This is a genomic window from Allocellulophaga tsushimaensis, assembly GCF_055383085.1.
In genome coordinates this window covers 3979398-4006389 of sequence record NZ_AP039451.1, presented here as the reverse complement: position 1 = coordinate 4006389, position 26992 = coordinate 3979398, and the positions used below count along the sequence as shown (strand labels likewise).

Sequence of the window (26992 nt, the reverse complement as noted above, 5' to 3'; positions counted from 1 at the left end):
AATGAATTTTATCCTTTTTGATGGTACCGTCCGGAAAGCACTTTTACCTTTTACTTTTACGAGACCTGTAGCAGATATTAGAGTGGGTATTTTTACCATTAGAGAGAAATGGGAGCACTACTTAAAAAGCACAACCACTACTATAACAGAAGATTATTTGTCTGATAAATATCCAATGGTTGAGTTAGAAGAGAATATTTTAATCAATGCTTCTTTTTTACCCAATCAAGAATTAGTAACCTTGTTAAAAGGTTTAAAAGAGAATCAAGCTGTTTTTAAAGGAGAAGATGTTATTGCTTTTTATACCAAAGAAACGCAAGAAGAAGTAGACTTAGCATCTTATGAAGCCATAGAATTTTCTGGTGAGGTACTCCAAATAGAAAATACATGGGATATTTTTTCTAAAAATGCTGAAGCCATACAAGCAGATTTTGATTTTATTACTGCAGGAAGAAAAAGCCAACCAATATCGACTTCTAATACCGTAATCAATCAAGAAAATATATTTTTAGAAGAAGGAGCTATAGTAGAGTGTAGTATTCTAAATGCTACAGATGGTCCTATTTATATAGGGAAAGATGCTGAAATAATGGAAGGCTGTATGATTAGAGGAGCCTTTGCACTTTGTGAGCATGCTATTGTTAAAATGGGTGCAAAAATATATGGTGCTACTACAGCTGGGCCACATTGTAGACTTGGAGGAGAAGTGAATAACTCGGTCTTATTTGCATATTCTAATAAAGGACATGATGGATTTTTAGGAAATTCTGTTTTAGGAGAATGGTGTAATCTTGGTGCTGATACTAATAACTCTAATCTAAAGAATAATTATGATGGTGTTCGCCTTTGGAATTATGAAACAGAGCGTTTTGCAGCAACTGGACTTCAGTTTTGTGGATTAATGATGGGAGATCATAGTAAATGCGGTATCAATACCATGTTTAACACAGGAACAGTAGTTGGTGTAAGTGCAAACATTTTTGGCAGTGGATTTCCAAGAAATTTTGTTTCCAGCTATAGTTGGGGAGGCGCTTCTGGTTTTACAACCTACTTGCCAAAAAAAGCTTTTGAAACCGCTAAAGTAATGATGGCAAGACGTAAAGTCGATTTTGATGAAAAAGAAGAAGCCATCCTAACACATATTTTTGAAGAAACGAAGAAATGGCGTAAAGGCTAGGGGAAGTTTAAAAGTTTATGCTTCGCTAGTTTATGAGTTTATTTATAGTATTTTCCCCTTGAGGGGACTTTAGGGGTGTAGAAATTGTAGTTAGTAAGTTTATAATAAGTACTAGGTAAATAGTATAAAGTATCAAGTAAAAAAAGTAATTTTTTAAAAGCGAAAAGCGAAAAGCGAAAAGCGAAAAGCGAAAAGCGAAAAGCGAAAAGCGAAAATAATTTAATGAAAAAAAAAGTCGCATTTTATACCTTAGGTTGTAAACTAAATTTTTCTGAAACCTCTACTATTGCTAGAAGTTTTACAGAAGAAGGTTTTGATCGTGTAGATTTTTCAGAGCATGCAGATATGTATGTGGTAAATACGTGTTCGGTTACTGAAAATGCAGACAAACGTTTTAAAACTATTGTAAAGCAGGCTCAAAAAGTAAATCCAGATGCTTTTGTAGCGGCAATAGGTTGCTATGCACAACTAAAACCAGAAGAACTAGCAGATGTAAATGGTGTTGATTTGGTTTTAGGAGCCACAGAAAAATTTAACTTAACAGCCTATGTAAATGAACTTTTTGCTCGTCCTGATAGGAGTGAAGGAAGAGGCGAAATACATTCTTGTGAAATAGAAGATGCCGATTTTTATGTGGGTAGCTATGCTATAGGCGATAGAACCCGTGCCTTTTTAAAAGTACAAGATGGTTGCGATTATAAATGTACCTATTGTACTATTCCGCTTGCAAGGGGTATTTCTAGAAGTGATACGCTACAGAATGTTTTAAAGAATGCCGCTGAAATAGCTGCTCAAAATATTAAAGAAATTGTATTAACAGGTGTTAATATTGGCGATTACGGAAAAGGAGAATTCGGAAATAAAAAGCACGAACATACCTTTTATGATTTGGTAACTGCTTTAGATAAGGTAGAAGGGATTCATAGACTTCGGATATCGTCCATAGAGCCAAATTTGCTAAAAAATAGGACAATAGATTTTGTATCTCAGAGTACTTCTTTTGTGCCTCATTTTCATATTCCGCTGCAAAGTGGTAGTGATGTTATTCTTAAATTAATGCGGAGGCGTTATTTAAGTAATTTGTATATCGATAGGATTAAAAGAATAAAAGAAGTGATGCCACATGCCTGCATAGGGGTAGATGTAATTGTAGGTTTTCCAGGAGAAAGCGACGAGCTATTTCTAGAAACCTATCATTTTTTAAATGAATTAGATATCTCGTATTTACATGTATTTACCTATTCAGAAAGGGCTAATACAGTAGCTGCAGCAATGGAAAACCCAGTTCCTAAAAATGTAAGGGCTAAACGTAGTAAAATGCTACGTGGTCTTTCCGTAAAGAAAAGAAGAGCTTTTTATGAAAGCCAATTGGGAACTACCAGAACGGTTTTATTTGAAGGCGAAAATAAAGAAGGTTATATTCATGGGTTTACAGAAAACTATGTAAAAGTAAAAGCGCCATGGAATCCGGAATTGGTAAACGAGTTAAAACAGGTAAAACTAACTGAAATTGATGAAGATGGTTTGGTACGGTTTGAGTTTATATGAAGAACTTATTTGGCTTTAGAAATGAAATGTATCATTTTGTTTTAAACCACAAAAAACCTCTTAATATTAAGAGGTTTTGTAATTTTTAGAAAAAGATCAATCTTTTAGATGCGAATACCAACAGGTAACATTTCTTTGTATTTTCTGTTTTTTCTTAAGAATCCTGCAATTTGAGGGCTAGTAGGAACTACTCTTAAGTTTTTGTCTTGAATGTTATGAAGAACAGCTTCTATAAATTCTTCTTTAAAACCTTCTTTAGACACTTGTTCAGGAATGATGAGTTTTGTTAAAAATATTTTTCTTTCCTGAGAAGAATATTCAATCTTTGCTAAATGACCTTGAACAGTGGTCTCATACTGACGCAGAAAATCATTGTCCTTAATTTCAATTACATTCATATAGTTTTTGATTTTTTAAATTAGGTAAAATAAAACAGTTCCATTGTTCTCAATAATGGATAATTTTTTTACATTTAATTGCTTCTTAAAGTTATCGTAAAAAATAACAAAGCCAGAATGTAAAAGTACAAAAAAGTATCTTAATTTCCTAGTTTTTAACGCCTTTGCTAATGAATGAATCAAAAATACCTGTTTACTTTATGCCCGGAATGGCGGCTTCGCCATCTATTTTTAAACATATCCAATTACCTGAAGAACAATTTGAGATACATCTGCTAGAATGGTTTGTGCCTCAGAAAGGAATTTCTTTAACCGCATATGCAAAATTAATGTGTAAAAAGATAACACATCCTAACCCAGTTTTAATTGGGGTTTCATTTGGAGGCATGCTAGTACAAGAAATGGCAAAACATATGGCATTACGTAAACTTATTATAGTTTCTAGTGTAAAATCAACGACAGAGTTACCAAAGCGAATGCTTTTTGCAAAATATACTAAAATCCATAAGTTATTGCCTACAGGTTTAGTTAATAACGTAGAATTGCTCGCAAAATATGCTTTTGGAGAAACAGTAACAAAACGTTTAGAATTATACGAACAATATTTATCGGTAAGAGACAAAAATTATATCGATTGGTCTATAGATCATATTGTAAATTGGAAAGAAAGTGATCCAATCCCCGACCTAGTACATATCCATGGAGAAAAAGATAACGTATTTCCTATTTCTAATATTAAAAACTGTATAAAGGTTAAAAATGGCACGCATACCATGATTATTCATAGATTTAAATGGTTTAATGAGCATTTGCCTACAATTATTTTAGAAAACGGAAGTTCTATTTAATATATTTGATTACTTAAAAGATAAGATGATGAAATTTATAAAAAATATATTGATGGTTTTTGGGGTATTGTTTATTGCAAGCTCCTTAATTTTTGCTGTACAAAGCTCTAATGGAGATGAGGTGGCGACTAAGGAAACCATTAAAACTGTAGAAAATTCATATAGTGTTACACCAATTACAATTCCATCAAACTTAAATTTTGCTGGTGAGATGGTTCCTGTTGCTGATCCTGAGGTTAGGGAACGCGTAGATCGTGAGTTTTTAGTAAATACGTATTGGCAATCTAATGCATTGCTTTTAATGAAAAGAGCTAACAAATATTTCCCTATCATAGAACCTATATTAGCAGAAAATGGTATCCCTGATGATTTTAAGTATTTGGCAGTAGCAGAGAGTGGACTTCAAAATGTAGTGTCTCCAGCTGGAGCCAGTGGTTTTTGGCAAATTTTAAAAAATACAGGTAAAGAATATGGTTTAGAAGTAAATAGTAATGTAGATGAACGTTATCATATCGCTAAAGCAACAAAAGTTGCTTGTAACTATTTAAAAAAATCAAAAGAACGTTTTGGTAATTGGACATTAGCTGCTGCATCCTATAATGCAGGACCTTATGGAATACAAAAATTCATGAAAGCTCAGCAAGCTAAGAGTTATTACGATTTGCTATTGGGTCAGGAAACAGGGCGTTATGTATTTCGTATTCTTGCGATAAAAGAAATTTTATCGCATCCAGAAAAATATGGTTTTGAGATTGAAAAAGATGATCTGTATAAAAAGGTTCCTACGTACGAAGTTGAGTTAGATAAGCCAGTAACTGATTTTGCAGAGTTTGCGCAGCAGTACGACATTAATTACAAAATACTTAAAAGACACAATCCTTGGTTAAGAGAACCTCATTTAAATAATGCTTCTAAAAAGAAGTATATATTGGAGATTCCAAACAAGGGATATTATAGCATGGTTAGATAATATCTATCTATCTTCTTCTGCCACCTCGTTGTTGAGTACCAAAATGCTGATTAGGCATAGAAGAAGCTTTTTTCATTTGTTGTTGCATCATCTTTATTTGCTCAGTCAACATATTTTGTTTGTCTAACTTCTTTGCTTCATTTAGTAATGTAGTAGCTTCCCTTTTTCGTTGTTTTTGCATAGCAATACCTGCTAAGCTAAGTTTAGCCATTGCCAGATCATAATCCATCGTTAGACCAAGTTTTAAGGCTTGTTTAAAATACTTTTCTGCTTTAGTAAGGTTTGTTTGCGAAAATATAATACCATGTAAGTAATTGTAATAACCTTGTTGTTTTACAGTAAGTGCAGCCTGAGGGTTTTTAATTTTACTTAACCATTTTTCGGTACCAGCCATATCTTGTTTACGCATTCTAAGAAAAGCAAGTAAAATAATTTCGTTTCTATAGTATAAGAAAATAAAAATACAAGCTAATAGTAGTAAGAAGATACCATTACCAATTTCACCTTCAGTAAATTGGTATACCGCATAAGCAATAATTAGTGCTGCTATAATTAATTTAAAAATTTTATTAAACATGTTTTTTGTCCCTTTTGAGCTTTATAATTTGATTAAATTTGAGTGCTATATTTTAATCGTGCAAAAGTAGTAAAAACAATCTAAAATATTTTTTAATTTAGATTTGTCAAAGCGAAAACTCTTTGTATATTTGCGCCCAGTTTTGGCTAGGGTTATTTGTCAAAATTCATACAATAAAGGTTTTAAGCATTATAAATATATTTTAAGATGAGCAAAAGAACGTTTCAACCATCAAAAAGGAAAAGAAAAAACAAACATGGTTTTAGAGAACGCATGGCGTCTGTAAATGGAAGAAAAGTTCTTGCTAGAAGAAGAGCAAAAGGAAGAAAAAAGTTAACTGTATCCTCAGAGCCAAGACATAAAAAATAATGATTGAATTTATTTTCAACAGATTAAGGTGTTACTTTTTTTAAAGTAACACCTTTTTTTTTGAAATTTACAAATAGAACACTATAAATACATTGTACCCATGCCAAAAAAAGAAGATTTAAAATCGATATTAATCATTGGATCAGGACCTATCGTTATTGGACAAGCTTGTGAGTTTGACTATTCTGGTTCTCAGTCTCTGCGCTCTTTGCGTGAAGATGGAATTGAAACGATCTTAATTAATAGTAATCCAGCTACTATTATGACAGATCCTACTATGGCCGATCATATTTATTTAAAGCCATTAACTACAAAATCGATTATAGAAATTCTTAAAAAACACCCTAATATAGATGCTGTACTACCAACTATGGGAGGGCAAACTGCTTTAAATTTATGTATTGAAGCAGATGAAAAAGGAATTTGGGAAGATTTTAATGTGAAGCAAATAGGGGTTGATATTAATGCAATTAATATTACGGAAGATAGAGAGAAATTCCGTGAACTGATGGGGCAAATTGGAGTGCCTATGGCACCACAGGCTACCGCAACTTCCTTTTTACAAGGAAAAGAAATTGCACAAGAATTTGGTTTTCCACTATGTATTAGAGCCTCCTACACTTTGGGTGGTGCAGGTGCTGCAATTGTATATGAAGAAGAAGACTTTGATAAGCACATGCGTAGAGGCCTAGAAATATCTCCAATCCATGAGGTAATGATAGACAAAGCCATGATGGGTTGGAAAGAATATGAATTGGAATTATTACGCGATAAAAACGATAATGTAGTTATTATTTGTTCTATTGAAAATATGGACCCGATGGGAATCCATACTGGCGATTCTATTACAGTAGCTCCAGCAATGACATTATCTGATAAAACCTATCAAAAAATGCGTGATATGGCCATCAAAATGATGCGTAGTATTGGCGATTTTGAAGGCGGATGTAACGTGCAATTTGCAGTTAGTCCAGATGAGAAAGAAGATATCATAGCTATTGAAATTAACCCACGTGTTTCTCGCTCATCAGCATTGGCAAGTAAAGCTACAGGATACCCGATTGCCAAAGTAGCTACAAAACTTGCAATAGGTTATACTTTAGATGAATTAGAAAATCAGATTACAAAATCTACATCTGCTTTATTTGAACCTACTTTAGATTATGTAATTGTAAAGATTCCACGTTGGAACTTTGATAAGTTTGAAGGATCTGATAGAACTTTAGGCTTACAAATGAAGGCTGTTGGTGAGGTAATGGGAATTGGGCGTTCTTTTCAAGAAGCCTTGCACAAAGCAACACAGTCTTTAGAAATAAAACGAAATGGTTTAGGGGCCGATGGAAAAGGCTATAAAGATTACAATCAAATTATAGATAAATTAAAATTTGCCTCATGGGATAGAGTATTTGTAATTTATGATGCAATTGCTATGGGAATACCATTGAGCAAAATCTATGAGATTACCAAAATAGACATGTGGTATTTAAAGCAATACGAAGAATTATTTCAGCTAGAAAAAGAAATTTCTACCTATACCATAGATACCTTAGAGAAAGATTTATTATTAGAAGCTAAGCAAAAAGGCTATGGAGATCGTCAGATTGCTCATATGCTTGGATGTTTAGAAAGTGAAGTTTATAACAAAAGAGAAGAATTAAGTGTACAACGTGTTTATAAGCTTGTCGATACCTGTGCAGCAGAATTTACGGCAAAAACGCCTTACTATTATTCTACTTTTGAAAGTGAAGTAACCAGTGCTTCAGGAGAAACCTATGTGCATAATGAAAGTGTGGTTACCGATAAAAAGAAAATTGTAGTATTAGGCTCTGGACCCAATAGAATAGGACAGGGGATAGAGTTTGATTACTGCTGTGTACATGGGGTTTTAGCAGCAGCAGAATGTGGTTACGAAACTATAATGATCAATTGTAATCCAGAAACCGTTTCTACAGACTTTGATACGGCAGATAAATTATACTTTGAACCTATTTTCTGGGAACATATTTACGATATTATTCGCCATGAAAAACCAGAAGGTGTTATTGTTCAGTTAGGGGGGCAGACCGCATTAAAATTAGCTGAGAAATTAACCAAATATGGTATAAAAATTATTGGAACAAGTTATGAAGCTTTAGATCTTGCCGAAGATAGAGGAAGTTTTTCTACACTATTAAAGAAAAACAATATTCCTTATCCAGAATTTGGTGTTGCAGAAACAGCAGATGAAGCGCTAGCCTTAGCGGATGAATTAGATTTTCCAATTTTAGTAAGACCTTCTTATGTACTTGGTGGCCAAGGCATGAAGATCGTAATTAATAAAGAGGATTTAGTAGAACACGTAGTAGATTTATTGCGCAAGATTCCTAATAATAAATTATTATTAGATCATTATTTAGACGGTGCTATAGAAGCTGAAGCTGATGCCATTTGTGATGCAGACGGGAATGTTTACATAATTGGTATTATGGAGCATATTGAGCCTTGTGGGGTACATTCAGGCGATTCTAATGCCACATTACCACCATTTAACTTAGGGAAATTTGTAATGCAGCAAATTACAGACCATACCCATACTATTGCTAGAGAATTAAATACAGTAGGATTAATAAATATTCAGTTTGCTATAAAAGACGATGTAGTCTATATTATAGAAGCAAATCCAAGAGCCTCTAGAACGGTGCCTTTTATTGCAAAAGCGTATAAGGAGCCCTATGTAAACTATGCTACAAAAGTAATGTTGGGCGCTAAAAAAGTAACAGATTTTAATTTTAATCCACAGTTAGATGGTTATGCAATAAAACAACCCGTATTCTCCTTTAATAAATTTCCGAATGTAGATAAAACATTAGGGCCAGAAATGAAATCTACAGGAGAAAGCATTTTGTTTATTGATAGTTTAAAAGATGATGATTTTTACAACTTGTATACCAAACGTAAAATGTATTTGAGCAAGTAGATTTTAATCACTTTATTAAATTCATAGCATATTAAAACCTTCAAAGTATTATAATTTTTTTATAATATTTTGAAGGTTTTGTTATTTTTAAGCTAATATGTAAAAGCTAAATAGTTAGAATTTAGATTAAACTTGAATAAAGAATAGAACATATTTTTATTTCTGTACTTTTAGAGATATAGAATTTAATGGCATTTTTTTTGATAATCTTTAATCGTATTTAACGCTAAAAAAATGAAAAATATCTCTAAAATATCTATTATAGTGATCTGTTTTTTGTTCACTATTTCTGTTTGTTCTCAAAAAAATTGGGACAAATCTAAGAACGATCATTCTTTAGTCTACACGCCCAAAAACCTTAGCAAAAATGAAATTTGTAAAGTTAACTTTTCCATTACAAATTCATTAAATGGACAAAGTCTAAAGGAATGGTTTAGTAGTACTGCTAAAAAGCAACAATTAAAATTAGGAAAACCCATTAAACCATGGATTGTAAAAGCAGGTAAAAATGATATTTGGAGCCTTAGCAATTCATATTTAGATAAATCAGGCAGAGAAATGACAATAGGGTACCAAGCCGGAAAATTTGCTAATGGTGATATATACATATTACAAATGATTATGAAAATTGGTATCGGTAAAATGATACAATACGGAATGCAATTGGATGGCTTAATTAAAGATGCTGAAGTAACTTTTAGAGAAGACGCTACTTTAACGAAATTAAAAAGTAATATACCTAAACAGGTGGTTAAAAAAAGCACTGTATTAAAAGGTAAAACAAAAATGACGGCTAAAGAAAAAAGAATTGCTGTTGAACGTCGCATACGTATAGAAGCAGGTAAAGGCGTTAAAGCTTCGCAAATTCATGCATTATGGATAGATACTGGTTTTGGTGTGATTTCTGGTGGGATAGATGTTGATACCTATTTATTATTAAAAGATGGTTCTGCGTATAAAGGTTGTGAAATACCACCAAATGAACTTAATATGGATGCCTCAAAGAAATTACAAGTAGCGGGAGAAATTTATAAAAAATCAAAATGGATGCGTTGGCGCAAGTCAGGTTCTGACTATCAGATTAAAAAACCTGGAACTACAACGTGGATAAAGTTAAAGGGGAATAAGGTATTTATGCCAAATAAAAATGAGCGCTTAGAAGGAAAATTTATCTCTACTGGCGGGAGTCAGTTTTCAGGTTCATGGAAATATTTTATCACTTTTAAAGCTAATGGACGCTTTGAAATGAGTTCTAGCACATTTAAAGACAACTCAATGTTAGGAGGAGGCGATAATGGCCCACTAGTTTCTATAATTAGAAATAGTGATAAAGAAGGAACTTCAAGTGTTACTACTATATCAGGATCTGGCGTTGGAGGAGGAACAAAAGGCGTAATTAATGATGGAGATAAAAATAAGGGTTCATACCTTATTAATGGTTATACGATTACGCTGAAACATGATAATGGAGATATACACAATGAGTTGTTTTATTTTGATAAATCCACTAAAAATTCCTTCATTTATGGAGATAGAAAATATTGGATTCCTAAGAGATAATCCATTAGTGAAATTCAATGTTGAGAAGTTTATAAGACGTATTTAAAAGAGATAGTTGAACTTATTCTGCTTTTTAAGCGGAATCTTGGTTGAATAACCTTGACCTCTGGGGCGATTTCTTTTATCGAGTTTGGGGCTTGCCTTAGGGTTTTAATACCTTAGTTAGAATATGCTATAAAACAGCTAATAAAGCACCAAATTTTGATTCATTAGATTTGGTGCTTTTTTGTTCAACTCAAAAATCAGAACACTATTAAATTCGAACAAAAACATAACCTCTATTCGTTTTTCTATAATGATTTCCATTCCAACGATAGTATCGTTTTCCTTTTACATTTACTATTTTATAGGTTGCTGGTCTAGTTTTAACAATAACTCCTCTTGTGGTATTTGGTCTTACTACACTTCTTCCGCAAGAAGCCGTACTAAAAAGACCAATTGTAAATAAACAAATTAAAAAATATGATTTCATACTATTAAGATTTATGGGTTTTATAGTATGACTATTAAAATGGGGTAAGGTTTAAAATAGAATTTATTTTATACAAATTTCACTAAACTTTTAAAGTTATTTATGATGTAGGTAGGTTTCTGTTTTTCTAGTTGTTCTCTTGTATTATTTCCGTAAGTAACCCCACAGGTATCCAAATTTGCTCTTTGTCCCATTTCAACATCAAAAATGGTATCTCCTATAACTAAACACTCATTTCGTTGATAGTTATGTTGCTCAATGATAAGGTTTATAATGTCTGGAGCTGGTTTTTTATTTTTCGCATCTTCTTCACCACCTACAAATGAAAACAGATGATAGATATTTTGCTTTTTAAGAATCTTAATTAGAGCTTCTTTTCCTTTACTTGATGCAATGGTTAGCTGTATTCCTTTATCATGAAAATGTAATAATGTGTCTTTTACATCATCAAAAAGAGAAATGGTGTTAATAGCAATTTTATTATAGTGTTTACGATAAATAGTGGTAGCCTCTTGCATCAACTGTTCGTCTAATAAAAATGCTTTTTCGAAAGTAGTTTTTAGGGGTAATCCAATTAAACTTTCTATGTGGTTTTGATCAAAATTTTTAATATGGAAGCTATCTGCGACCACTTTCATGGTGTTTACAATACTTTCCTTAGTATCAGCTAATGTGCCATCAAAATCTAAAATAAGTGTTTTATATTTCATTGTAGCAGGTTAGATCTTTGCTATCCCTTTATTTCTTCTTTTATTCTTTTTTGTACTTCTATTACCTTTTCTTCAATTCGGTCATAAAATTTCATAATATAACTTCTGTTTTCTTGAATTTTCATTAAATACAATAAAAATATTTTTTTTTCGTCACCAGAAATTTTTAGAGGGAGCTCTATACCATTTAGTGTACCTTCAGCATTGAATTTAAAATTAGGGGCTAACATCTTATTTATTTCCTTAAAATAGCTTTCTTGAAATTGCATTTCAGCATATTCTTCTTCTAACTTTCTTAAAATTTGATACTCAAACTCATATAGCGAAATCACCTTTAATCGTAAGGTGTCGTTTTTTATCAATTCTAAGCCTCTTGACTTAAGCGTTTCATACCCTGCAGTATTTTGAATAGAAATGAAGTCTCTTGTTAAACCGCGATAGAATATTTTTAAAGAATCTTGACTTAAATTTTTATCTGTTAATGCTTTTTTAAAGTAATTACAGGCTAACATTCCATATTTGTGTCCAAGTTTATTTTGTTTGACATCTTCTAGGTCTTTTTCTAAACCATTAGCAATTTCAATTAGAATTTTATTTTCAGACTTATCCGCTTTTCTATTTTCATTCCAATTATTTAAGGCAAAGGCAGAAATAACAGCAATAAATATAGAAAGAAATTCAAATCCAGATTTTTTCCATTTCTTAGATTTATTTTTTTTCATATAAATAAAGGCTATTGTATGTTACCCAAAATGGGTGATAAATGATGTGCTTTGTATTAGAACTAGTCCAAATATAAATATTTTACTTTTATCCTATAAATAACCTATCCTTATGGTCCATAACTTTACAAATCAAATTGATCTTTAGACTAAGATTAAAACTGCTAGGTCTTTCGTATATGTAAATTGGTTCAGCTTCTTTATTAGAATAATAATACTCAACATAATTGTTGAAAAATATTTTAGGTCTTTTTTGAGCTGTACTATTTAATGAGTATAAATAAACATCTTATTCTTTCAGTAATAGCACAATCTATTCGTTTTTAAGGATTGTAAAAATGTCTTTATTTTTAATGAGATTTTTGGATTTAGTAAATTTTCATTCACCTCCATTTATTTATTCTTTCGGTCTTTTCTTCAAATTCTGAAGCAAGTGATTTAATTCTTGATTTAAGAAGTAGTTTACGTCCTTCAATTGTTCTGGTATAAACCAATTCACATGTTCCTACAAATTTACTCCATTGTACTTCAAAATATTCTGCAAATTTTTTATTGCTACCTATTAAATTCGGTAGCGAATGGTAGTCTTTTTGAGAAAAAATATTTACAAAAAAACTCTTGCGAATAATAACATAACGTGGATTATCAACTACTCCAATAATTTCTTGTATGCATTTAATAAATGTTGATTTTTCATATGTTGTTCCACCTTTCAGATGACAATAAATAGCTCCATCTTTATCAATATGAGTAACAACAGATAGTTTTGAATCATCAGTTTTGATTATTCCAATTTTTAGTAATGATTGTAATAAAGCTTCTCCAATTTGGTGAAAATCTTTTGAAATATCTCTGTATTTAACATAAGATTTGAACGCTTTATATGCTAGTCCAGCAAATATAATTACTCCAACACCTACAATAAACATTAACCAATAAAGCAATTCTTCTATGCTGTTTATAAACCTAGCTGCTCTTGCCGAACTTTGTAAAACTTGGAAGCCAAAATAAACTAACCCAGTACTAAGGATGCTAAACAGATATTTAATGGTACGATTATAATACAGTGATTTTATTTGTTTATATTTCTTGTTATCAGGAAAAGACACTTTAATTTCTTCTATTAACGAATCACCATTCTTAAGTGCTAGTTGCCATTTTTCTTTTAGTTGGTCTCTTTTTTTTGCACTATTTAGTATTTGATTGTTTAAACTGATGATTTCCTGATCTGTTGATAATTGATCTGGAATTTCTAAGCGGCCCATTCCATTTTCTATGCTGACTTGCTCACGGAATGATACTCCAACAAATGCCTTAAAGCGTCTTTTAAGTAGTTGTATGTCATTACCTCCATCGGTTGCAGTTGGATCAATACAAACTAAATGCCATATATTTCCTGTCTTCTCCGAATTTTTACGTTCTGTACGAATTGCACGACCTCTCATTTGATTAGAAAGAACGTATGAACCAACAAAACTTGCTAGGATTAACGAATTGATTGAAGGCGCATCCCATCCTTCACCTAACAATGATTTCGTACCAATAAGAACTTCTATTTCTCCATTTTGAAAAATTTGGGTAATAATATTTACGATATAATTTTTTATTTTGTTTTCTGTATTTATAATTACATATGAACTATCAAATTTAAGTGGAGTAGTGTTCATATTATTAATATGATACTTTTTAAGTATCTCATTAAAAATATCAAGAGCAGAAATTGGGATAATAATCAGTGAACCAGTTAATACTCCAATTTTTATTTTTCGATTATTATTTCTTCTTAATTTCTCAAAAATTGGTAAAACTCCATTTTTATTTAATTCAAGGGTGTTTTTTTGTGTATCAACGAGAAATTCTTTACGAATGTAATCCGTAAGAATAACCATTCTTAAATCCTGCTTTAAATGGCTATGTTCAAAATCTACAATTTTACGTATACTTTCTAACTTACTTATACTTGAACTAAGAAAGTTATTAATCTTACGGTTGTACTTAAAATTAATAGAACGCCTTTCAATAATCCCACTTCTTTTTAATTTATTGATTAGTTTTTCTTGATGATTTTCTAATCCTTTAAAATATTCAGAATCTTTGTATAAATAAAATGTGAGCAAAATTTCAATCCACTCATAATTTAATTCTGGAATAGTAAATTTTTTGTCACCTATAATTTCCAGATGCTCAGTACTTATTTTTTTTCCTGTGGCATTGAGAAAAATTAACGTCGCGGAGTAAAACTGAAGGTTTGTGTAAATCCAATCTAGTTCGGTATCTGGAGTTTGATAAATTGGGTGTTTTTCTAAAGCTTCAATCAGTATTTTGTCAGTTTTTATATCCTCAAAAAGAATATCAATTTTTTTTCGATATTCAGTAATCTTATAAGTTTCTTCATCTGTTGGTTTTGAAAAGTAAATATAGTCTTGATGGGGACAAAGATCTCCTTCAACTACTAACTCCGGAACTGAAATTTCTGCATCAACAGGCCCATTTAATTCAATATATCGTTGCCATTCAGTATATGATACATCATAAGGTGGCGTAGCTGTAAGGCCAACAATAGTTGGATTCAAAGCTTTTTTTATTTCTGATAAAGATTGCCACCATGCATTTTTAAGATGATGTGCCTCATCAACTACTATAGTTCCAATTTTTAGAGCTTTTAATATTTTAATTATTGTATTAGTTTTTTTGCTATCCTCTTTTTTTTGTCTGGGATCACCTAATTCTTCTTCTTTTATATTATCATCCTTTTCTATAATATCTGAGCAAGCAGCATGCAATCCTTGATATGTAGAGACGGTTAAAAACTTAGGATTTTTAATATCTATAGAAATCCAATCTGGTGTTGTATCTGTTTGTAAAAAAAGTTCACAGAACCTCTGTATCCACTGATTGCGTATTGCTATTGTTGGAGCAAAAATTAATGTAGGTTTGTTAAGTCTTATCGCAACTTCAAGTCCAAGAATAGTTTTACCAGAACCTGGTGGTGCTATAATATGTAGATGATTATCATTTAGGTGATCCTCTAATTCGTTAAGAACACGCTTTTGATATTTTCTCCATTCATATTTAAATTGTACATTTTCTGGAAAACGGTTGAATATTTTTTGTGACACTTTTTTTGTATTATTCCCTATTCTTATATAATTCAATTGCTTTTAAGAATTTTATTCCACCATCTTTTGTTTGGTTGTATATGAATCCATTTAATTCTGGATGGTTTTTGTCAATCCAGTTTAAGAGCATAGTTCTGTTTCTTTCCCAAACTTTATCATTAAAAACCACGTTACTATTTCCAAAACTAATTATTTGATTAGCATCAAACCGAATAATTGAATTCCATACTGTGGGTTCCCCATGAAGGAAAAGAATTCTCTTATCTATTTTAGAAATCTTTGCTTTAACAATATCATTTTCTAATTTCATCTCAATAATTTGATAAGTAGGGTCAAATATTGAATCCCATTTTAACCAGTTTTCTAGGTATTCATGCTTTGAAAACGTTTGCTCATAATCATAATCTGTTTCTTTGCTTATAAGGCTATCAGCTAACAAAATCTTCAAAGCAATTTCATCTGAACTATTAAGCGCATTGTAATATTGGGTTGCAATTTCTAATTTATCAATTCCTTTTTCAGTGGTTTTACAGGATAAAAACCCAAAGGTTAAAAACAATAATGACATTAAAATTTTATGCATTCCTATTTTATTTTATGTCTTGTTTTAGAGCAAAAGTATTCCTAAATATAGTTGATATTACTCATTATTTTGTTATTAAAATAAAAATGCTTTTACCAAATTTGATTTTGTTCTATAAAGGCAATTAAACTATCCGCCATACGTCGTTGTTCTTTTACAGAAGGATGCCCTGGCGTATTTTTATAAGGAATAAAATGGGTGTAGATTTTTGGGTCTTCTAATTTTTGTACGGCTTGTTTTACATAGTTTGGCCAAAGGGTATTCTTTGTAGCATCCATACTCCCAAGGATACAAATAATTTTGGCTTTGGTATATTTTGCTCTTAAACCAGCCACAAAATTGGCATAAGCATTTATAATAAAAGCATCTGTAGGCGGAGTATTGCCAAATCTTCTTTTAAACTCTTCATGATCCGTACGTTTTACAATCCATGAGTCGTTCTGACATAAATTGACCACCACCACATCTGGTTGATACAGTGAAAAATTATATTTGCTATTTACATTTGTAGGATTTAAACGATCGTATAACTCTGGCATTATTTGCGGAAACCAACTAGCCATAATTCCAATACCACTTCTGCATATAATACGATGATCTGCATTAAAATGCCTAGCGGTGATAGCAGCATAACTTTTATAGCTATTGGTTAAATTTCCTTTTGGAGAATCATTTCCAGTAGTATCATTAACTGCATAAGCAGCGGTGATAGAATTGCCATAGAACTCTATTTTCCGTTCTTTTTCGAGGTCTTTAGAAAGTACTTTAGGATTTCCTTGTATCTGAAAACCATAAAAAGAAGTTTTTCCTCTTGTCCACTCACTTCCCTTGTAAATTTCTACACTGTGTTTGCCTTTAGAGAGATGATCTGCTAAAGAAATGTATTTTTTTGCATTTGGTTGAATCAGATAGGGCTCTTGATCATCAACGATAACACTATAATAATTATCAGCATTTTTATCTTCCAATAATGCTTTAATGGATTCTCCTTCAAAATTTATTTTAATACTACTGCTAGACCAATATAATTCTGCCGCTTTAGTAGTTGTAGTATCTATTCTACCCATATAACTAATATCTGGACTATAGTAGGGTACTATTAAGGCTTTTTGAGGTTTACAGGAAATTAGAACTATAAGAAATAGGCTAAAAAGGATAAAGGTTGATTTTTTCATGATCGTAAATCTTAACTTTTAAATGTAAAGAAAAAAGACCAAACACAAATGGTGTATGGTCTTTAATATATTAATTGTATTTATGTAACAACTATGCGCCCCATTCTGTATGGAAAATACCTTCCATATCATTTCTTTCATAAGTATGAGAACCAAAATGATCTCTTTGCGCTTGTATTAAATTTAGTGGCAAATGACCAGAAGTATACGCATCAAAATAGGTTAGTGAATTTGATAAGCCAGGTACAGGAATTCCACTTTTAGCAGCATGAGCAACCAGTTCACGTACTGCAGGTACAGCTTGTTGCACTTTAGAAACAAATAAAGGCGATAAAAGCAGATTTGGTAACTTTTTGTCTGCTGTAAATGCATTAGAAATATCTTCTAATAAACCTGCTCTAATGATACAACCTGCACGCCATATTTTAGCGATAATGGACAGATCTAAATCATAAGCGTATTCGGCTGAGGCATCTGCCAATTGATGTAAACCTTGTGCATATGCAGTGATAAATGAAAAATATAAGGCCTCTTCCGCTTTTTCAATCAATGCAGCTTTATCAATTTTTGCTGGTTCTGGTCTACCATATAAGGCATCTGCTTTTATACGTTCTTCTTTTAAAGCAGAGATTTCGCGCATACTTACTGCGATATCAATTGTTGGTACTGGAATTCCTAAATCCATTGCATTTTGCGAAGTCCATTTTCCAGTTCCTTTTTGCTTAGCCTTATCAAGAATTTTATCCACCAAATGCCCATCGCCTAGGTCATCTTTTTGCTTAAAAATTTCTGCTGTAATTTCAACTAAGAAAGATTGTAGTCTTCCTTTATTCCAACGACTATAGACCTCATGTAATTCTTCGTTAGATAATCCACAAGATTTTTTTAAGAGGTCATAGATTTCAGAAGTTAATTGCATCATACCATACTCTATTCCATTATGTACCATTTTTACATAATTTCCTGCAGATTTTGGTCCTAAATAAGCAACACATGGTTCTCCTTTAAATTTAGCTGAAACGGCTTCAAAAATTGGTTTTACATGGGCGTACGCTTCTCTATTACCTCCAGGCATAATACTTGGACCTTTACGAGCGCCTTTAGCACCACCGGAAACCCCTGATCCAAAAAAGTGAATCCCTTTTTCCTGTAAATACGCTTCTCTACGATCGGTATCTGTAAAAAAAGAATTTCCACCATCTATAATAATATCATCTTTATCTAAATGCGGTAAAAGGTTTTCAATTACGATATCTACCACTTTACCAGCAGGAACTAATAACATAATCTTTCTGGGTTGCGAAAGCGATGCGACAAAGGTTTCCATTGTGGTACTTGCATTTACTTTATTTAAATCGCCACCTTCTTCTTTTAAAGCATCAACTTTCTCTTGATCTAAATCATAGCCAAAGGCTTTAAAATCATGATCTGCTACATTTAAAATAAAATTACGTCCCATTACGCCTAAGCCTACTAGTCCAAAATCGTAATCTGTATACTCCATATTTTTGTTTTGTTGATCCCTAAACATTCTTAGGTAATCTTGTGTTAAGTGTATTAGAAGGCTATTTTAAATATAAATAAACCCTATTTTTGCATAAATTTTGTCAAAATTAATTTAAAATATCCACTTTTAGGCTATTGTTTCTATAAACTAAGAACAATGGTTTAAAATGTCACAAACAAAACAAATTCAATACAAACAACATCATATTCATGAATAAAACATCAAATCAATTGCTTGTTATTTTTGGAGCCTCAGGAGATTTAACAGCAAGAAAATTGATTCCTGCTCTTTTTGATTTGTATAAAGGAGGGCATCTTCCTGAAGATTTTACTGTTTTGGGTGCTAGTAGAAGTGCTATGACTGATGGAGAATTCAGAAAAAAAGTTGTATTTGAAAGTAGTCACCTTGCAAACGATACGAATGAAGCTCAAAAATTAGAAAAAAATAATTTTGCCAATAAATTGTTTTATGAGGATATCGGTGATGATTATGATACGGATTATGATAAGCTGAGCAAACGTATTTCGGATTTAAATACGAAATATAATGCAGGTCATAATTTTATGTTTTACTTATCTACTCCGCCAAGTTTGTATGAAGCTATTGCTAAAAACTTATCTGATGCAGGCTTAACAAAAGAAAAAGTAGGTTGGAAACGTCTTATTGTAGAAAAACCATTCGGTTATAGTTTAGGTACCGCTAAGGAATTAAACTTAGGTTTACAACGTTACTTTAAAGAATCTCAGATTTATAGAATTGATCATTATTTGGGTAAAGAGACCGTTCAGAATTTATTAGTTACCCGTTTTGCAAATTCAATTTTTGAACCACTTTGGAATAGGAATTATATCCGGCATATAGAAATTACAAATGCAGAGACGGTTGGAGTAGAAAAACGAGGTGGTTATTATGATAAATCTGGCGCTTTGAGAGATATGTTCCAAAGCCACTTGTTGCAAATTGTTTCTTTAATTGTTATGGAACCGCCAATTAATGCTAGTGCTGATGAGATTAGAAATGAAAAGGTAAAAGCATTAAAGTCGCTTCGTATTATGCGAGACAAAGAAACGCTTTGGGCCAATACTATAAAAGCACAATATGTAGCATCTACTATTGATGAAAAAAAAGTGAAAGGTTATAGAGAAGAAGATGGTGTAAACCCAGAGTCTACTACGGAGACTTTTGCTGCCATTAAATTTTTTGTAGATAACTGGAGGTGGAAAGATGTACCTTTTTATGTGCGTACGGCTAAGCGTATGCCTACAAAAGTAACAGAGGTAGTGATTCATTTTAAATCGCCACATCACCAGGTGTTTAAAGATCAAGATTTAAATTTAAATAATAAAGACAATAAGCTTATTATAAGGATACAGCCAGATGAAGGGGTTCTCATAAAATTTGGCGTAAAAGTGCCAGGGCAAGGTTTTCAAGTAGAACGTGCTAATTTAGACTTCTACTATTCTAGCTTAGAAGAAAATAATGTAATGGCAGCTTATGAGCGTCTTTTACTAGATGCTATGCAAGGTGATGCTACACTATATGCAAGAGCAGATGAGGTAGAAGCTGCTTGGGATTTTGTAGATCCAATTTTAGCCTATTGGGAAAATGATAAAGATGCCCCAACATATGGCTATGCAGCTGGGGTATGGGGACCAGATAATGCAGATGATTTATTAGAAGGTGATTATACATGGCGTAATCCTGGGCCGCGCTTAACTGATGATTCTGGTTTCTGCGTGATTAGCTAAAAAAGTGCCTAGTAGTACTATTAATTATAACGAAAGAATGAAAATAAATAGATACGATACCAAACAAATAGTAGCCCATAAATTCTCTGAATATTTTAGAGATCTAACACAAACAGATCAGAAAATACACATAGCGCTTTCTGGTGGTAGTACACCTAAAATTGTTTTTGATGAATTGGCTGCTTTATATAAAGATGAAATTAATTGGAAAAACGTATGTTTTTATTGGGGAGATGAGCGTTGTGTAGTACCTACAGACAATGAGAGTAATTATAAAATGACGGTGACTCATTTATTATCTAAAATTACAATTCCAGAAGAAAATATTTATCGAATACTAGGAGAGAACTCCCCAAAAGAAGAAGCAATACGCTATAGTGAGGTTTTAGCTAAAGCACTACCAAATGTAGATGGTATTCCACAATTTGACTTGGTGATTTTAGGAATGGGAGATGATGGGCATACCGCTTCTATATTTCCACATGAAATAGCACTTTGGGATTCCGAAAACAATTGCGAAGTGGCCGTACACCCAGATTCTGGCCAAAATAGAGTTTCTATTACTGGAAAAATTATTAATAATGCTAAAACGGTAGCCTTTTTAGTTACTGGGGCTGGTAAGACCAAAAAAGTAAAAGAAATTATCAAAAAAGAAGGTGATTTTAAATCATATCCGGCAACTTTTGTTGCCCCTAAAACCAAAGATTTGATTTGGTTTTTAGATGAGGAAGCTGCTGCAATGCTATAAGATAAATTGTAAAACTTTAGAACTTCTATATTCACATGAATTAAAGTTCTAAGATTTCTTAGTTTCAAAGTATTCTTGTGATAAACGAACTATTTTAACTCAATCTGAATATTTTCATCTTTTAAAACTTCTAAATATTCTTCTATTTTAAAATTAGCAGATTCAAAACGAGTATTTCTGGATAATGATTCTTTTTTTCTTTGAATACTTCTAGAAAATCTGCGCACACCTTGTTCACTAGTAACGATAAGGCCTGGTACTTGTACCGTTTTGCCATCTGCACCTTTGGCTACCATAGTAAAATAAGAAGAATTGCAGTGTTTCTTTTTGCCAGTAGTAATATTTTCTGATTCTACACGGACACCAACTACCATTGAGGATCTACCGGTATAGTTTATTGAAGCTTTTAAGGTAACCAATTCCCCAACATCAATAGGATTTCTAAAATCTACTTTATTTACAGATGCTGTAACACAATAACAACTAGAATGTTTAGATGCACAGGCAAAGGCAATCTGATCCATTAAATTTAAGATATAGCCTCCGTGTACCTTTCCGCCAAAATTGGAATGCGATGGTAACATTAACTCTGTAATAGAAACTTTAGATTCACTGGCTGTTTTATATGTTTTCATATGTAGTTTATGCTTGTAGTAGTTTAAAAGGTGAATACTTTACAATACTAATGGTTTTCTTATGCTAGTTTAAAAGTTTATTCGCTGCGCTGGTTTATGAGTTTATAAAAGTCTAAGAGTTTAGAAGTTTATCCGCTGCGCTGGTTTATGAGTTTATGAAAAAGTTTAAGAGTTTATAGGTTTAATAGTTTAGAAAAATTATTTTGATCTAGTGTCTAGTGTCTAGTGTCTAGTGTCTAGTGTCTAGTGTCTAGTGTCTAAATTTCATCATCTTCTTCAGCCCTTTTTAGAATGGGCTCTGGAATAGATTTTTTTGCTTTAGCGCCCATTTTTTTAAGTTTTTCTATACTCGTTATAATATTACCTCTACCTTCAACAAGTTTATTCATAGCACCTTTGTATTCTGTTTTTGCCTCGTCCATTTTTTTACCCACTTTGGTTAAATCTCCAACGAAGCCTTCAAATTTGTCATAAAGCGCTCCAGCTTGCCTTGCTATTTCAATAGCATTACGTTGTTGCTTCTCATTATTCCACATGGTATCTATAGTCCGTAAAGTTGCTAATAGGGTAGCAGGAGTCACAATTACGATATTCTGTTCAAACGCTTTGTTGTAAAGCGAATTATCATTGTTTATAGCTACAGCAAAAGCTGGTTCTATAGGAACAAAGAGCAAAACAAAGTCAGGACTTTCCATTTCATATAGATCCTCATATTTTTTGGCAGATAACTGGTCTACATGCCTTCTGAGCGAATTGATATGGTCTTTTAAATGCTTTTCCTTCAATTCATCTTCAGCATTTACATAGCGTTCATAATCTGTTAATGAGACTTTAGAATCTACGATCATTTTTTTACCATCAGGTAAATTAATGATCACATCTGGTAGTACTCTTGAACCATCTTCTCTCGTAAAACTCTGTTGAACGCTATATTCTCTATCTTTTTCTAAGCCCGACTTTTCTAAAACACGCTCTAAAACCAATTCGCCCCAATTCCCTTGCATTTTACTATCTCCTTTAAGCGCTTTGGTTAGGTTTTCTGCTTCTTGCGTAATCTTTAAGTTTTGAAGCTGTAAATTGGCCAACTGCTCTTTTAGAGCAGAATGCATGCCTACACTTTCTTTTTGACTTTCTTCTACTTTCTTTTCAAAAAGTTGAATCTTTTCTTGTAGTGGTGTTAAGATATTTTTGATGTTTTCTTTATTCTGTTCGGTGAATTTAGAACTCTTTTCATCTAGAATTTTATTTGCTAAATTTTCAAATTCTTTGGTAAATTTTTCCTGTAATTTCTCTACTTCCTGTTTTTGCTCTGTATTTTTTACTTGTAAATTTTCTAAGTCTGCTTGGTATTTTACAATCTGATTGCCTAAATATTCTTTTTCTTGCTGTAAATGTGTTTTGTATTCTTCTGCATCTATTAGCTTTTGTTCAGCATTTGTTAAATTGGTTCGTAGCTGCTGCTCACGCTCCACTAAAGTACTCTGACTAGATTTCGTTTTTAAATTTTGGATATAGGTGCCCAAAAAATATCCAATAGCTAAAAACAGAAATCCGATGAGTACATATATCAAGTATTCGTTCATGCAATTAAAATTTTACTCGATAATCGAGATTTAAAATGCTCCTAGACTTGTGTCAAAATCAATGTTAATTTTTATTTTAATGTCTTGCGAGCTTGTTCTAAGGTTTTCTAATGTAAAAATAACTAAAATAAGGAGGTGTTGTGCCTTTTACTTTTTAAAAATATCGAGTAATTACATCTCTTTTACGATAATGTGTTTGCCCATAAAATACACTTGTCGGATAAAAGAAACCGTTTACCATAGCCTTATGTTATACAACCTGAAAATAAAGGGTTTTCGTCGATATATAGCTTCATTCTAAAAATACCTCTCCTATCTTTACCAAAGCAAAAGGATACTTTAATAACTTTTGCGGATCATTAGAAAAGTAAAAAAAATATTATGGCTTCAGCAATCTTCACAGTATTTATTTTAATCATTTTTATGCGAGTTTTAGCGTTTGTAAGAGTATTGATGTCTAAGATGTTTGTTATGCTTCTTACTCCTGTTCCTACAGCAAATAGAAATAAAAAAATGCCTTATAGAAACCGTTAGTTCGTACAGTTTTTATTTCTTTACCTTAAAACTCCCCGTTTTCGCATCAAAAGAAATTATATCTGAGGGGAATAAATTTTCAAAACGTTTTTCTGTGATTAATTCACAAGGTTGTCCAAAAGCAGTAGTATCTTGCTCTAAAATCAACATTTTATCACACAACTGAATTGCTATTTCTATCTCATGAGAGGTGAAAAGTATCGTTTTATTAGTCTTATGGGCTATTTTCTGGAGTAGTTTTAATACTTGTACTTTATGGTATAAATCTAAATGAGAACTAGGCTCGTCTAATAAAATAAGAGAGGTGTCTTGTGCTAACGCTCTTGCAATTAATACTCGCTGTAGCTGTCCATCACTTAATTCTGAGCATTTTTTGTGTTGAAGTGCTTCAATTTCAACTAGCGCAATAGCTTCTTTTATTTTTTCAATATCTGTAGCAGCTAATGTGCCAAGCCAATTGGTATAAGGCTGTCTTCCTAAAGCTATAATTTCTAAAACAGTTAAATTTTTAGAAGCTATGGGTTCCGTTAAAACCACACTTATTTGAGAAGCTAAACTTAAGTCTTTATAGCTGCTAATTGGTTTATAATGCAATAAAATGGTACCAGATAATGGTTTTTGTAGGGTGGCAATTGTTCGTAAAAGTGTAGATTTTCCTATTCCGTTTATCCCAACAATAGCGGTTAATTCACCAGCATTCACAGAAAAGTTAATGTTTTTTGCTATACTAATAGCAGTCTTTTTGGTTTGATATCCAATAGCTAGGTTTTCTACTTTTAGCGCAATATGTTTTTTGATGGAATCGATAAATTATATGGATATTTTATGTTTATAAAAATACGAACTAAATATTTTTAAAAGCACATCTGAATTTTAAAAAGTCATTTTTCTTTTTCGTACCAATAACCAAATTACAACAGGTGCACCAATGATGCTTGTAATGGCATTAATAGGTAATACACTTGCTGAACCCGGTAGCTGTGCTATAGTATCGCAAAGCAACATTAAAATTGCTCCAGATAATAGCACTGCAGGGATGAGTGTTTTATGATTGGTGGTATTAAAAATTTGTTTTGTTAGATGTGGTACTGCTAAGCCAACAAAAGCAATTAGGCCAGAGAAAGCAGTAATACTACCCGCTAATAATCCTGTGGCTATAATAATTAGAATTCTATACTTTTTAAGATCAACGCCTAAACTCTTCGCATAGTTTTCGCCTAATAATAAGGCGTTTAGTGGTTTTATAGTAAGGATACTTAATAGAATCCCCGCGCAGACTATAATGGCTAAAAGAAGTAGTTGCGACCAGCTAAGGTTGCCAACACTCCCTAAAGACCAATACATATATTGCTGCAATTTTTCTGCACTTGTAAAGTAGGATAAAAGGCTTACTACAGCTCCTGTGATGCTTCCAAACATTAAACCAATAATAAGTAAAGCCATGGTGTCTTTTACTTTTGTAGCTACGGTGATAACAACCAGAAGCACTAAAAAACTACCTAAACTGGCGGCTATTGCTAAAGCAAGGTCTGATGCAAAATTAATAACCACAATTCCAGTAAATAAAGAAGACCCCATAATGAGGAGTGCAGCTCCTAAACTAGCTCCAGAACTTATGCCTAATACAAAAGGACCTGCTAAAGGGTTTCTAAATAAAGTTTGCATTAATAAGCCGCAAAGCGCTAATCCGCTTCCTACTAATATGGCGGTTACTGCTTTTGGTACTCTATAATTCCAAATAATATAATCCCAGGAAGTACTTGTTGTTTCTCCACCAAATAAAGTGCTTAGTGTATCTAAAAAGGGTATTGCAACAGAACCTAAACTTATGTTTATGATAAATACGACTATCAATACTATAAAAAGTAGTAGAAATGGAGTTTTATATGTTTTTAAGCCTTGCACTTATTTCAAAGGTTTAAAAAAGAACAGTTGATGTTTGGGGAGTATTTCTGGATGAAAAATATGGATAAGGTCTTTTAAAACCAAATCGGGTCGTAATAACGCTAATTCATAAAATAATATCCCACCTGTAGCACCTTTTGTAATGGTGTTTGTATAAATTTTTTTATTTGCAAAGGCGTCCAGTTGTGTATAATGTGGGTTAGCTTCTTCTAATGCGGCATACGAAGTATGTATGGAGGGGTTTAACCAAAAATCTGCATTTTTTGCTTTATCTAACACGGTTTCTAAACTGGTAGCAATTCCACCTGTTTCTGTAGTTTCAGACCATAAATAATCTACTTGTGCATCGTTTAAAAATTGTGCCATCCAACTTTTTCCTCCAGCTACATGCCACACATCTTTATATAAACCACCCGTAACTACAGTCGGTTTTTTAACAATGTCTGCTACTAATTCTTTTGCTGTATGGTAGTTTTTTTCAATAGTATTGAAATAGTGATCTGCTTCCTTTTCTTTCTGAAAAAATGGAGCAAAAAATTTAATCCACTCTGCCTTTCCTAATGGTGTTTCTTCGGACCAATCGCCATTATAGACTACCGGAATACCAGAACGTTCTAATGTTTTGTAGGCTTTATTCTGATTATTTATTCCAAAACCTATAATTAAATCAGGTTGTAATGAGAGTGCTATCTCGGTATTTAGAGATTCGTTATTACCCAATTCTTGCACTTTTTTTGACTCAATATTTTTTCTGGTTTTTTCTGATGATACAAATTGCGTATTAGGGAAACCAACTAATTTATCTTCAACACCTAAAACTTCTAACGCAGGAATATGTGTTGTAGAGGTTACAATTACTTTTTCTATAGGAATTGTAACAATAGCTTCATAATCTTCTTTGTTTAGAGTAACGGTATTTACTAATTCTTTAGGCACTAACGCATAGGTGAAAGAAGTTTTAGCATCTGGCCATGGTTTGGTAATGGTCATAATACACACACCATTCGCTAATTTTTCAATAGAAAAACCTTTTGCATAAACAATAGGAATCTGTGCTGTTTTTTCAGAGAAAGATAGTGGTTCTTTTTTTTCTTCTTTGCAACCAAAAAATACGATAATACTTAATAAAAGGAATAAGCGTTTCAACT

The 26992-nt window shown here is 32.2% G+C and carries 23 protein-coding genes; 9 read left to right on the top strand and 14 right to left on the bottom strand.

Translation table 11 applies throughout. The annotated features are described in order from the left end of the window. Nucleotide 1: 1 nt before the first annotated feature. Nucleotides 2-1177: a GlmU family protein gene (locus ACZ451_RS17155; protein WP_464214634.1), complete on the top strand. Its 1176-nt coding sequence runs from the start codon at nt 2-4 to the stop codon at nt 1175-1177. 222 nt (nt 1178-1399) lie between these two features. Next, entirely contained in the window at nt 1400-2725 is a 1326-nt protein-coding gene (mtaB, locus tag ACZ451_RS17150) for a tRNA (N(6)-L-threonylcarbamoyladenosine(37)-C(2))-methylthiotransferase MtaB (RefSeq protein WP_464214633.1), read from the top strand. 104 nt (nt 2726-2829) lie between these two features. Here the strand turns inward: mtaB and ACZ451_RS17145 are convergent, their stop codons facing one another. Continuing rightward, entirely contained in the window at nt 2830-3123 is a 294-nt protein-coding gene (locus tag ACZ451_RS17145) for a GNAT family N-acetyltransferase (RefSeq protein ID WP_464214632.1), read from the bottom strand. Nucleotides 3124-3293: 170 nt separating this feature from the next. Here ACZ451_RS17145 and ACZ451_RS17140 point away from each other — a divergent pair, with 170 nt between their 5' ends. Together ACZ451_RS17140 and ACZ451_RS17135 are read left to right on the top strand one after the other, a co-directional pair. Continuing rightward, the gene (locus ACZ451_RS17140) at nt 3294-3971 is read left to right on the top strand and encodes an alpha/beta hydrolase (protein ID WP_464214631.1); all 678 of its coding nucleotides are present in this window, start codon (nt 3294-3296) and stop codon (nt 3969-3971) included. A gap of 28 nt (nt 3972-3999) precedes the next feature. Further along, on the top strand, nt 4000-4941 hold the full coding sequence (locus ACZ451_RS17135; RefSeq protein ID WP_464214630.1) for a lytic transglycosylase domain-containing protein: 942 nt from the start codon (nt 4000-4002) through the stop codon (nt 4939-4941). Between the two features lie 7 nt (nt 4942-4948). Here the strand turns inward: ACZ451_RS17135 and ACZ451_RS17130 are convergent, their stop codons facing one another. Further along, nucleotides 4949-5518 (bottom strand): DUF2892 domain-containing protein, encoded by a 570-nt coding sequence (locus ACZ451_RS17130; RefSeq protein ID WP_464214629.1) that lies wholly within the window; start codon nt 5516-5518, stop codon nt 4949-4951. Nucleotides 5519-5725: 207 nt separating this feature from the next. Between ACZ451_RS17130 and rpmH the strand changes: the two genes are divergently transcribed. The 3 genes from rpmH to ACZ451_RS17115 all read left to right on the top strand — a co-directional run bounded on the left by rpmH (nt 5726) and on the right by ACZ451_RS17115 (nt 10403). After that, on the top strand, nt 5726-5887 hold the full coding sequence (rpmH, locus tag ACZ451_RS17125) for a 50S ribosomal protein L34 (protein WP_084696363.1): 162 nt from the start codon (nt 5726-5728) through the stop codon (nt 5885-5887). Between the two features lie 100 nt (nt 5888-5987). Continuing rightward, nucleotides 5988-8843 (top strand): carbamoyl-phosphate synthase large subunit, encoded by a 2856-nt coding sequence (gene carB / locus ACZ451_RS17120; protein ID WP_464214628.1) that lies wholly within the window; start codon nt 5988-5990, stop codon nt 8841-8843. Nucleotides 8844-9077: 234 nt separating this feature from the next. Beyond that, nucleotides 9078-10403, top strand: coding sequence for a hypothetical protein (locus tag ACZ451_RS17115; protein WP_464214627.1), 1326 nt, complete (start codon nt 9078-9080; stop codon nt 10401-10403). A 253-nt stretch (nt 10404-10656) separates the two neighbouring features. Here the strand turns inward: ACZ451_RS17115 and ACZ451_RS17110 are convergent, their stop codons facing one another. The 7 genes from ACZ451_RS17110 to gndA all read right to left on the bottom strand — a co-directional run bounded on the left by ACZ451_RS17110 (nt 10657) and on the right by gndA (nt 18688). Beyond that, the gene (locus ACZ451_RS17110; protein ID WP_464214626.1) at nt 10657-10875 is read right to left on the bottom strand and encodes a DUF6515 family protein; all 219 of its coding nucleotides are present in this window, start codon (nt 10873-10875) and stop codon (nt 10657-10659) included. A gap of 68 nt (nt 10876-10943) precedes the next feature. Continuing rightward, nucleotides 10944-11585: an HAD family hydrolase gene (locus ACZ451_RS17105; protein WP_464214625.1), complete on the bottom strand. Its 642-nt coding sequence runs from the start codon at nt 11583-11585 to the stop codon at nt 10944-10946. 20 nt (nt 11586-11605) lie between these two features. After that, nucleotides 11606-12307 carry a hypothetical protein gene (locus ACZ451_RS17100; RefSeq protein ID WP_464214624.1) on the bottom strand — a complete coding sequence of 234 codons (702 nt, stop codon included), beginning with the start codon at nt 12305-12307 and terminating at the stop codon, nt 11606-11608. Between the two features lie 383 nt (nt 12308-12690). Further along, nucleotides 12691-15426, bottom strand: coding sequence for a DEAD/DEAH box helicase family protein (locus tag ACZ451_RS17095; RefSeq protein ID WP_464214623.1), 2736 nt, complete (start codon nt 15424-15426; stop codon nt 12691-12693). A 10-nt stretch (nt 15427-15436) separates the two neighbouring features. Further along, the gene (locus ACZ451_RS17090) at nt 15437-16009 is read right to left on the bottom strand and encodes a hypothetical protein (RefSeq protein ID WP_464214622.1); all 573 of its coding nucleotides are present in this window, start codon (nt 16007-16009) and stop codon (nt 15437-15439) included. A 92-nt stretch (nt 16010-16101) separates the two neighbouring features. Further along, on the bottom strand, nt 16102-17184 hold the full coding sequence (locus tag ACZ451_RS17085) for an SGNH/GDSL hydrolase family protein (protein WP_464214621.1): 1083 nt from the start codon (nt 17182-17184) through the stop codon (nt 16102-16104). A 91-nt stretch (nt 17185-17275) separates the two neighbouring features. After that, entirely contained in the window at nt 17276-18688 is a 1413-nt protein-coding gene (gene gndA, locus ACZ451_RS17080) for an NADP-dependent phosphogluconate dehydrogenase (protein WP_464214620.1), read from the bottom strand. A gap of 212 nt (nt 18689-18900) precedes the next feature. Here gndA and zwf point away from each other — a divergent pair, with 212 nt between their 5' ends. Next, nucleotides 18901-20439, top strand: coding sequence for a glucose-6-phosphate dehydrogenase (gene zwf / locus ACZ451_RS17075; protein WP_464214619.1), 1539 nt, complete (start codon nt 18901-18903; stop codon nt 20437-20439). A gap of 37 nt (nt 20440-20476) precedes the next feature. Beyond that, nucleotides 20477-21187 carry a 6-phosphogluconolactonase gene (gene pgl / locus ACZ451_RS17070; protein ID WP_464214618.1) on the top strand — a complete coding sequence of 237 codons (711 nt, stop codon included), beginning with the start codon at nt 20477-20479 and terminating at the stop codon, nt 21185-21187. Nucleotides 21188-21276: 89 nt separating this feature from the next. On the opposite strand, the gene ACZ451_RS17065 is transcribed toward pgl, so the two are convergent. The 5 genes from ACZ451_RS17065 to ACZ451_RS17045 form a co-directional block, all read right to left on the bottom strand. Continuing rightward, the gene (locus tag ACZ451_RS17065) at nt 21277-21822 is read right to left on the bottom strand and encodes an acyl-CoA thioesterase (protein ID WP_464214616.1); all 546 of its coding nucleotides are present in this window, start codon (nt 21820-21822) and stop codon (nt 21277-21279) included. Nucleotides 21823-22079: 257 nt separating this feature from the next. Then, entirely contained in the window at nt 22080-23405 is a 1326-nt protein-coding gene (locus ACZ451_RS17060) for a DNA recombination protein RmuC (protein ID WP_464214614.1), read from the bottom strand. Nucleotides 23406-23951: 546 nt separating this feature from the next. Then, nucleotides 23952-24746 carry an ABC transporter ATP-binding protein gene (locus tag ACZ451_RS17055; RefSeq protein ID WP_464216937.1) on the bottom strand — a complete coding sequence of 265 codons (795 nt, stop codon included), beginning with the start codon at nt 24744-24746 and terminating at the stop codon, nt 23952-23954. 66 nt (nt 24747-24812) lie between these two features. Beyond that, entirely contained in the window at nt 24813-25844 is a 1032-nt protein-coding gene (locus ACZ451_RS17050) for a FecCD family ABC transporter permease (protein ID WP_464214612.1), read from the bottom strand. After that, on the bottom strand, nt 25845-26990 hold the full coding sequence (locus ACZ451_RS17045) for an ABC transporter substrate-binding protein (RefSeq protein WP_464214611.1): 1146 nt from the start codon (nt 26988-26990) through the stop codon (nt 25845-25847). Nucleotides 26991-26992: the final 2 nt, after the last annotated feature.

What these genes read in the sequence shown, in the direction of transcription:
- ACZ451_RS17155 (WP_464214634.1), top strand. Translation starts at nt 2, where the DNA reads ATGAATTTTATCCTTTTTGATGGTACCGTCCGGAAAGCACTTTTACCT.
- mtaB (WP_464214633.1), top strand. Translation starts at nt 1,400, where the DNA reads ATGAAAAAAAAAGTCGCATTTTATACCTTAGGTTGTAAACTAAATTTT.
- ACZ451_RS17145 (WP_464214632.1), bottom strand. Translation starts at nt 3,123, where the DNA reads ATGAATGTAATTGAAATTAAGGACAATGATTTTCTGCGTCAGTATGAG.
- ACZ451_RS17140 (WP_464214631.1), top strand. Translation starts at nt 3,294, where the DNA reads ATGAATGAATCAAAAATACCTGTTTACTTTATGCCCGGAATGGCGGCT.
- ACZ451_RS17135 (WP_464214630.1), top strand. Translation starts at nt 4,000, where the DNA reads ATGAAATTTATAAAAAATATATTGATGGTTTTTGGGGTATTGTTTATT.
- ACZ451_RS17130 (WP_464214629.1), bottom strand. Translation starts at nt 5,518, where the DNA reads ATGTTTAATAAAATTTTTAAATTAATTATAGCAGCACTAATTATTGCT.
- rpmH (WP_084696363.1), top strand. Translation starts at nt 5,726, where the DNA reads ATGAGCAAAAGAACGTTTCAACCATCAAAAAGGAAAAGAAAAAACAAA.
- carB (WP_464214628.1), top strand. Translation starts at nt 5,988, where the DNA reads ATGCCAAAAAAAGAAGATTTAAAATCGATATTAATCATTGGATCAGGA.
- ACZ451_RS17115 (WP_464214627.1), top strand. Translation starts at nt 9,078, where the DNA reads ATGAAAAATATCTCTAAAATATCTATTATAGTGATCTGTTTTTTGTTC.
- ACZ451_RS17110 (WP_464214626.1), bottom strand. Translation starts at nt 10,875, where the DNA reads ATGAAATCATATTTTTTAATTTGTTTATTTACAATTGGTCTTTTTAGT.
- ACZ451_RS17105 (WP_464214625.1), bottom strand. Translation starts at nt 11,585, where the DNA reads ATGAAATATAAAACACTTATTTTAGATTTTGATGGCACATTAGCTGAT.
- ACZ451_RS17100 (WP_464214624.1), bottom strand. Translation starts at nt 12,307, where the DNA reads ATGAAAAAAAATAAATCTAAGAAATGGAAAAAATCTGGATTTGAATTT.
- ACZ451_RS17090 (WP_464214622.1), bottom strand. Translation starts at nt 16,009, where the DNA reads ATGCATAAAATTTTAATGTCATTATTGTTTTTAACCTTTGGGTTTTTA.
- ACZ451_RS17085 (WP_464214621.1), bottom strand. Translation starts at nt 17,184, where the DNA reads ATGAAAAAATCAACCTTTATCCTTTTTAGCCTATTTCTTATAGTTCTA.
- gndA (WP_464214620.1), bottom strand. Translation starts at nt 18,688, where the DNA reads ATGGAGTATACAGATTACGATTTTGGACTAGTAGGCTTAGGCGTAATG.
- zwf (WP_464214619.1), top strand. Translation starts at nt 18,901, where the DNA reads ATGAATAAAACATCAAATCAATTGCTTGTTATTTTTGGAGCCTCAGGA.
- pgl (WP_464214618.1), top strand. Translation starts at nt 20,477, where the DNA reads ATGAAAATAAATAGATACGATACCAAACAAATAGTAGCCCATAAATTC.
- ACZ451_RS17065 (WP_464214616.1), bottom strand. Translation starts at nt 21,822, where the DNA reads ATGAAAACATATAAAACAGCCAGTGAATCTAAAGTTTCTATTACAGAG.
- ACZ451_RS17060 (WP_464214614.1), bottom strand. Translation starts at nt 23,405, where the DNA reads ATGAACGAATACTTGATATATGTACTCATCGGATTTCTGTTTTTAGCT.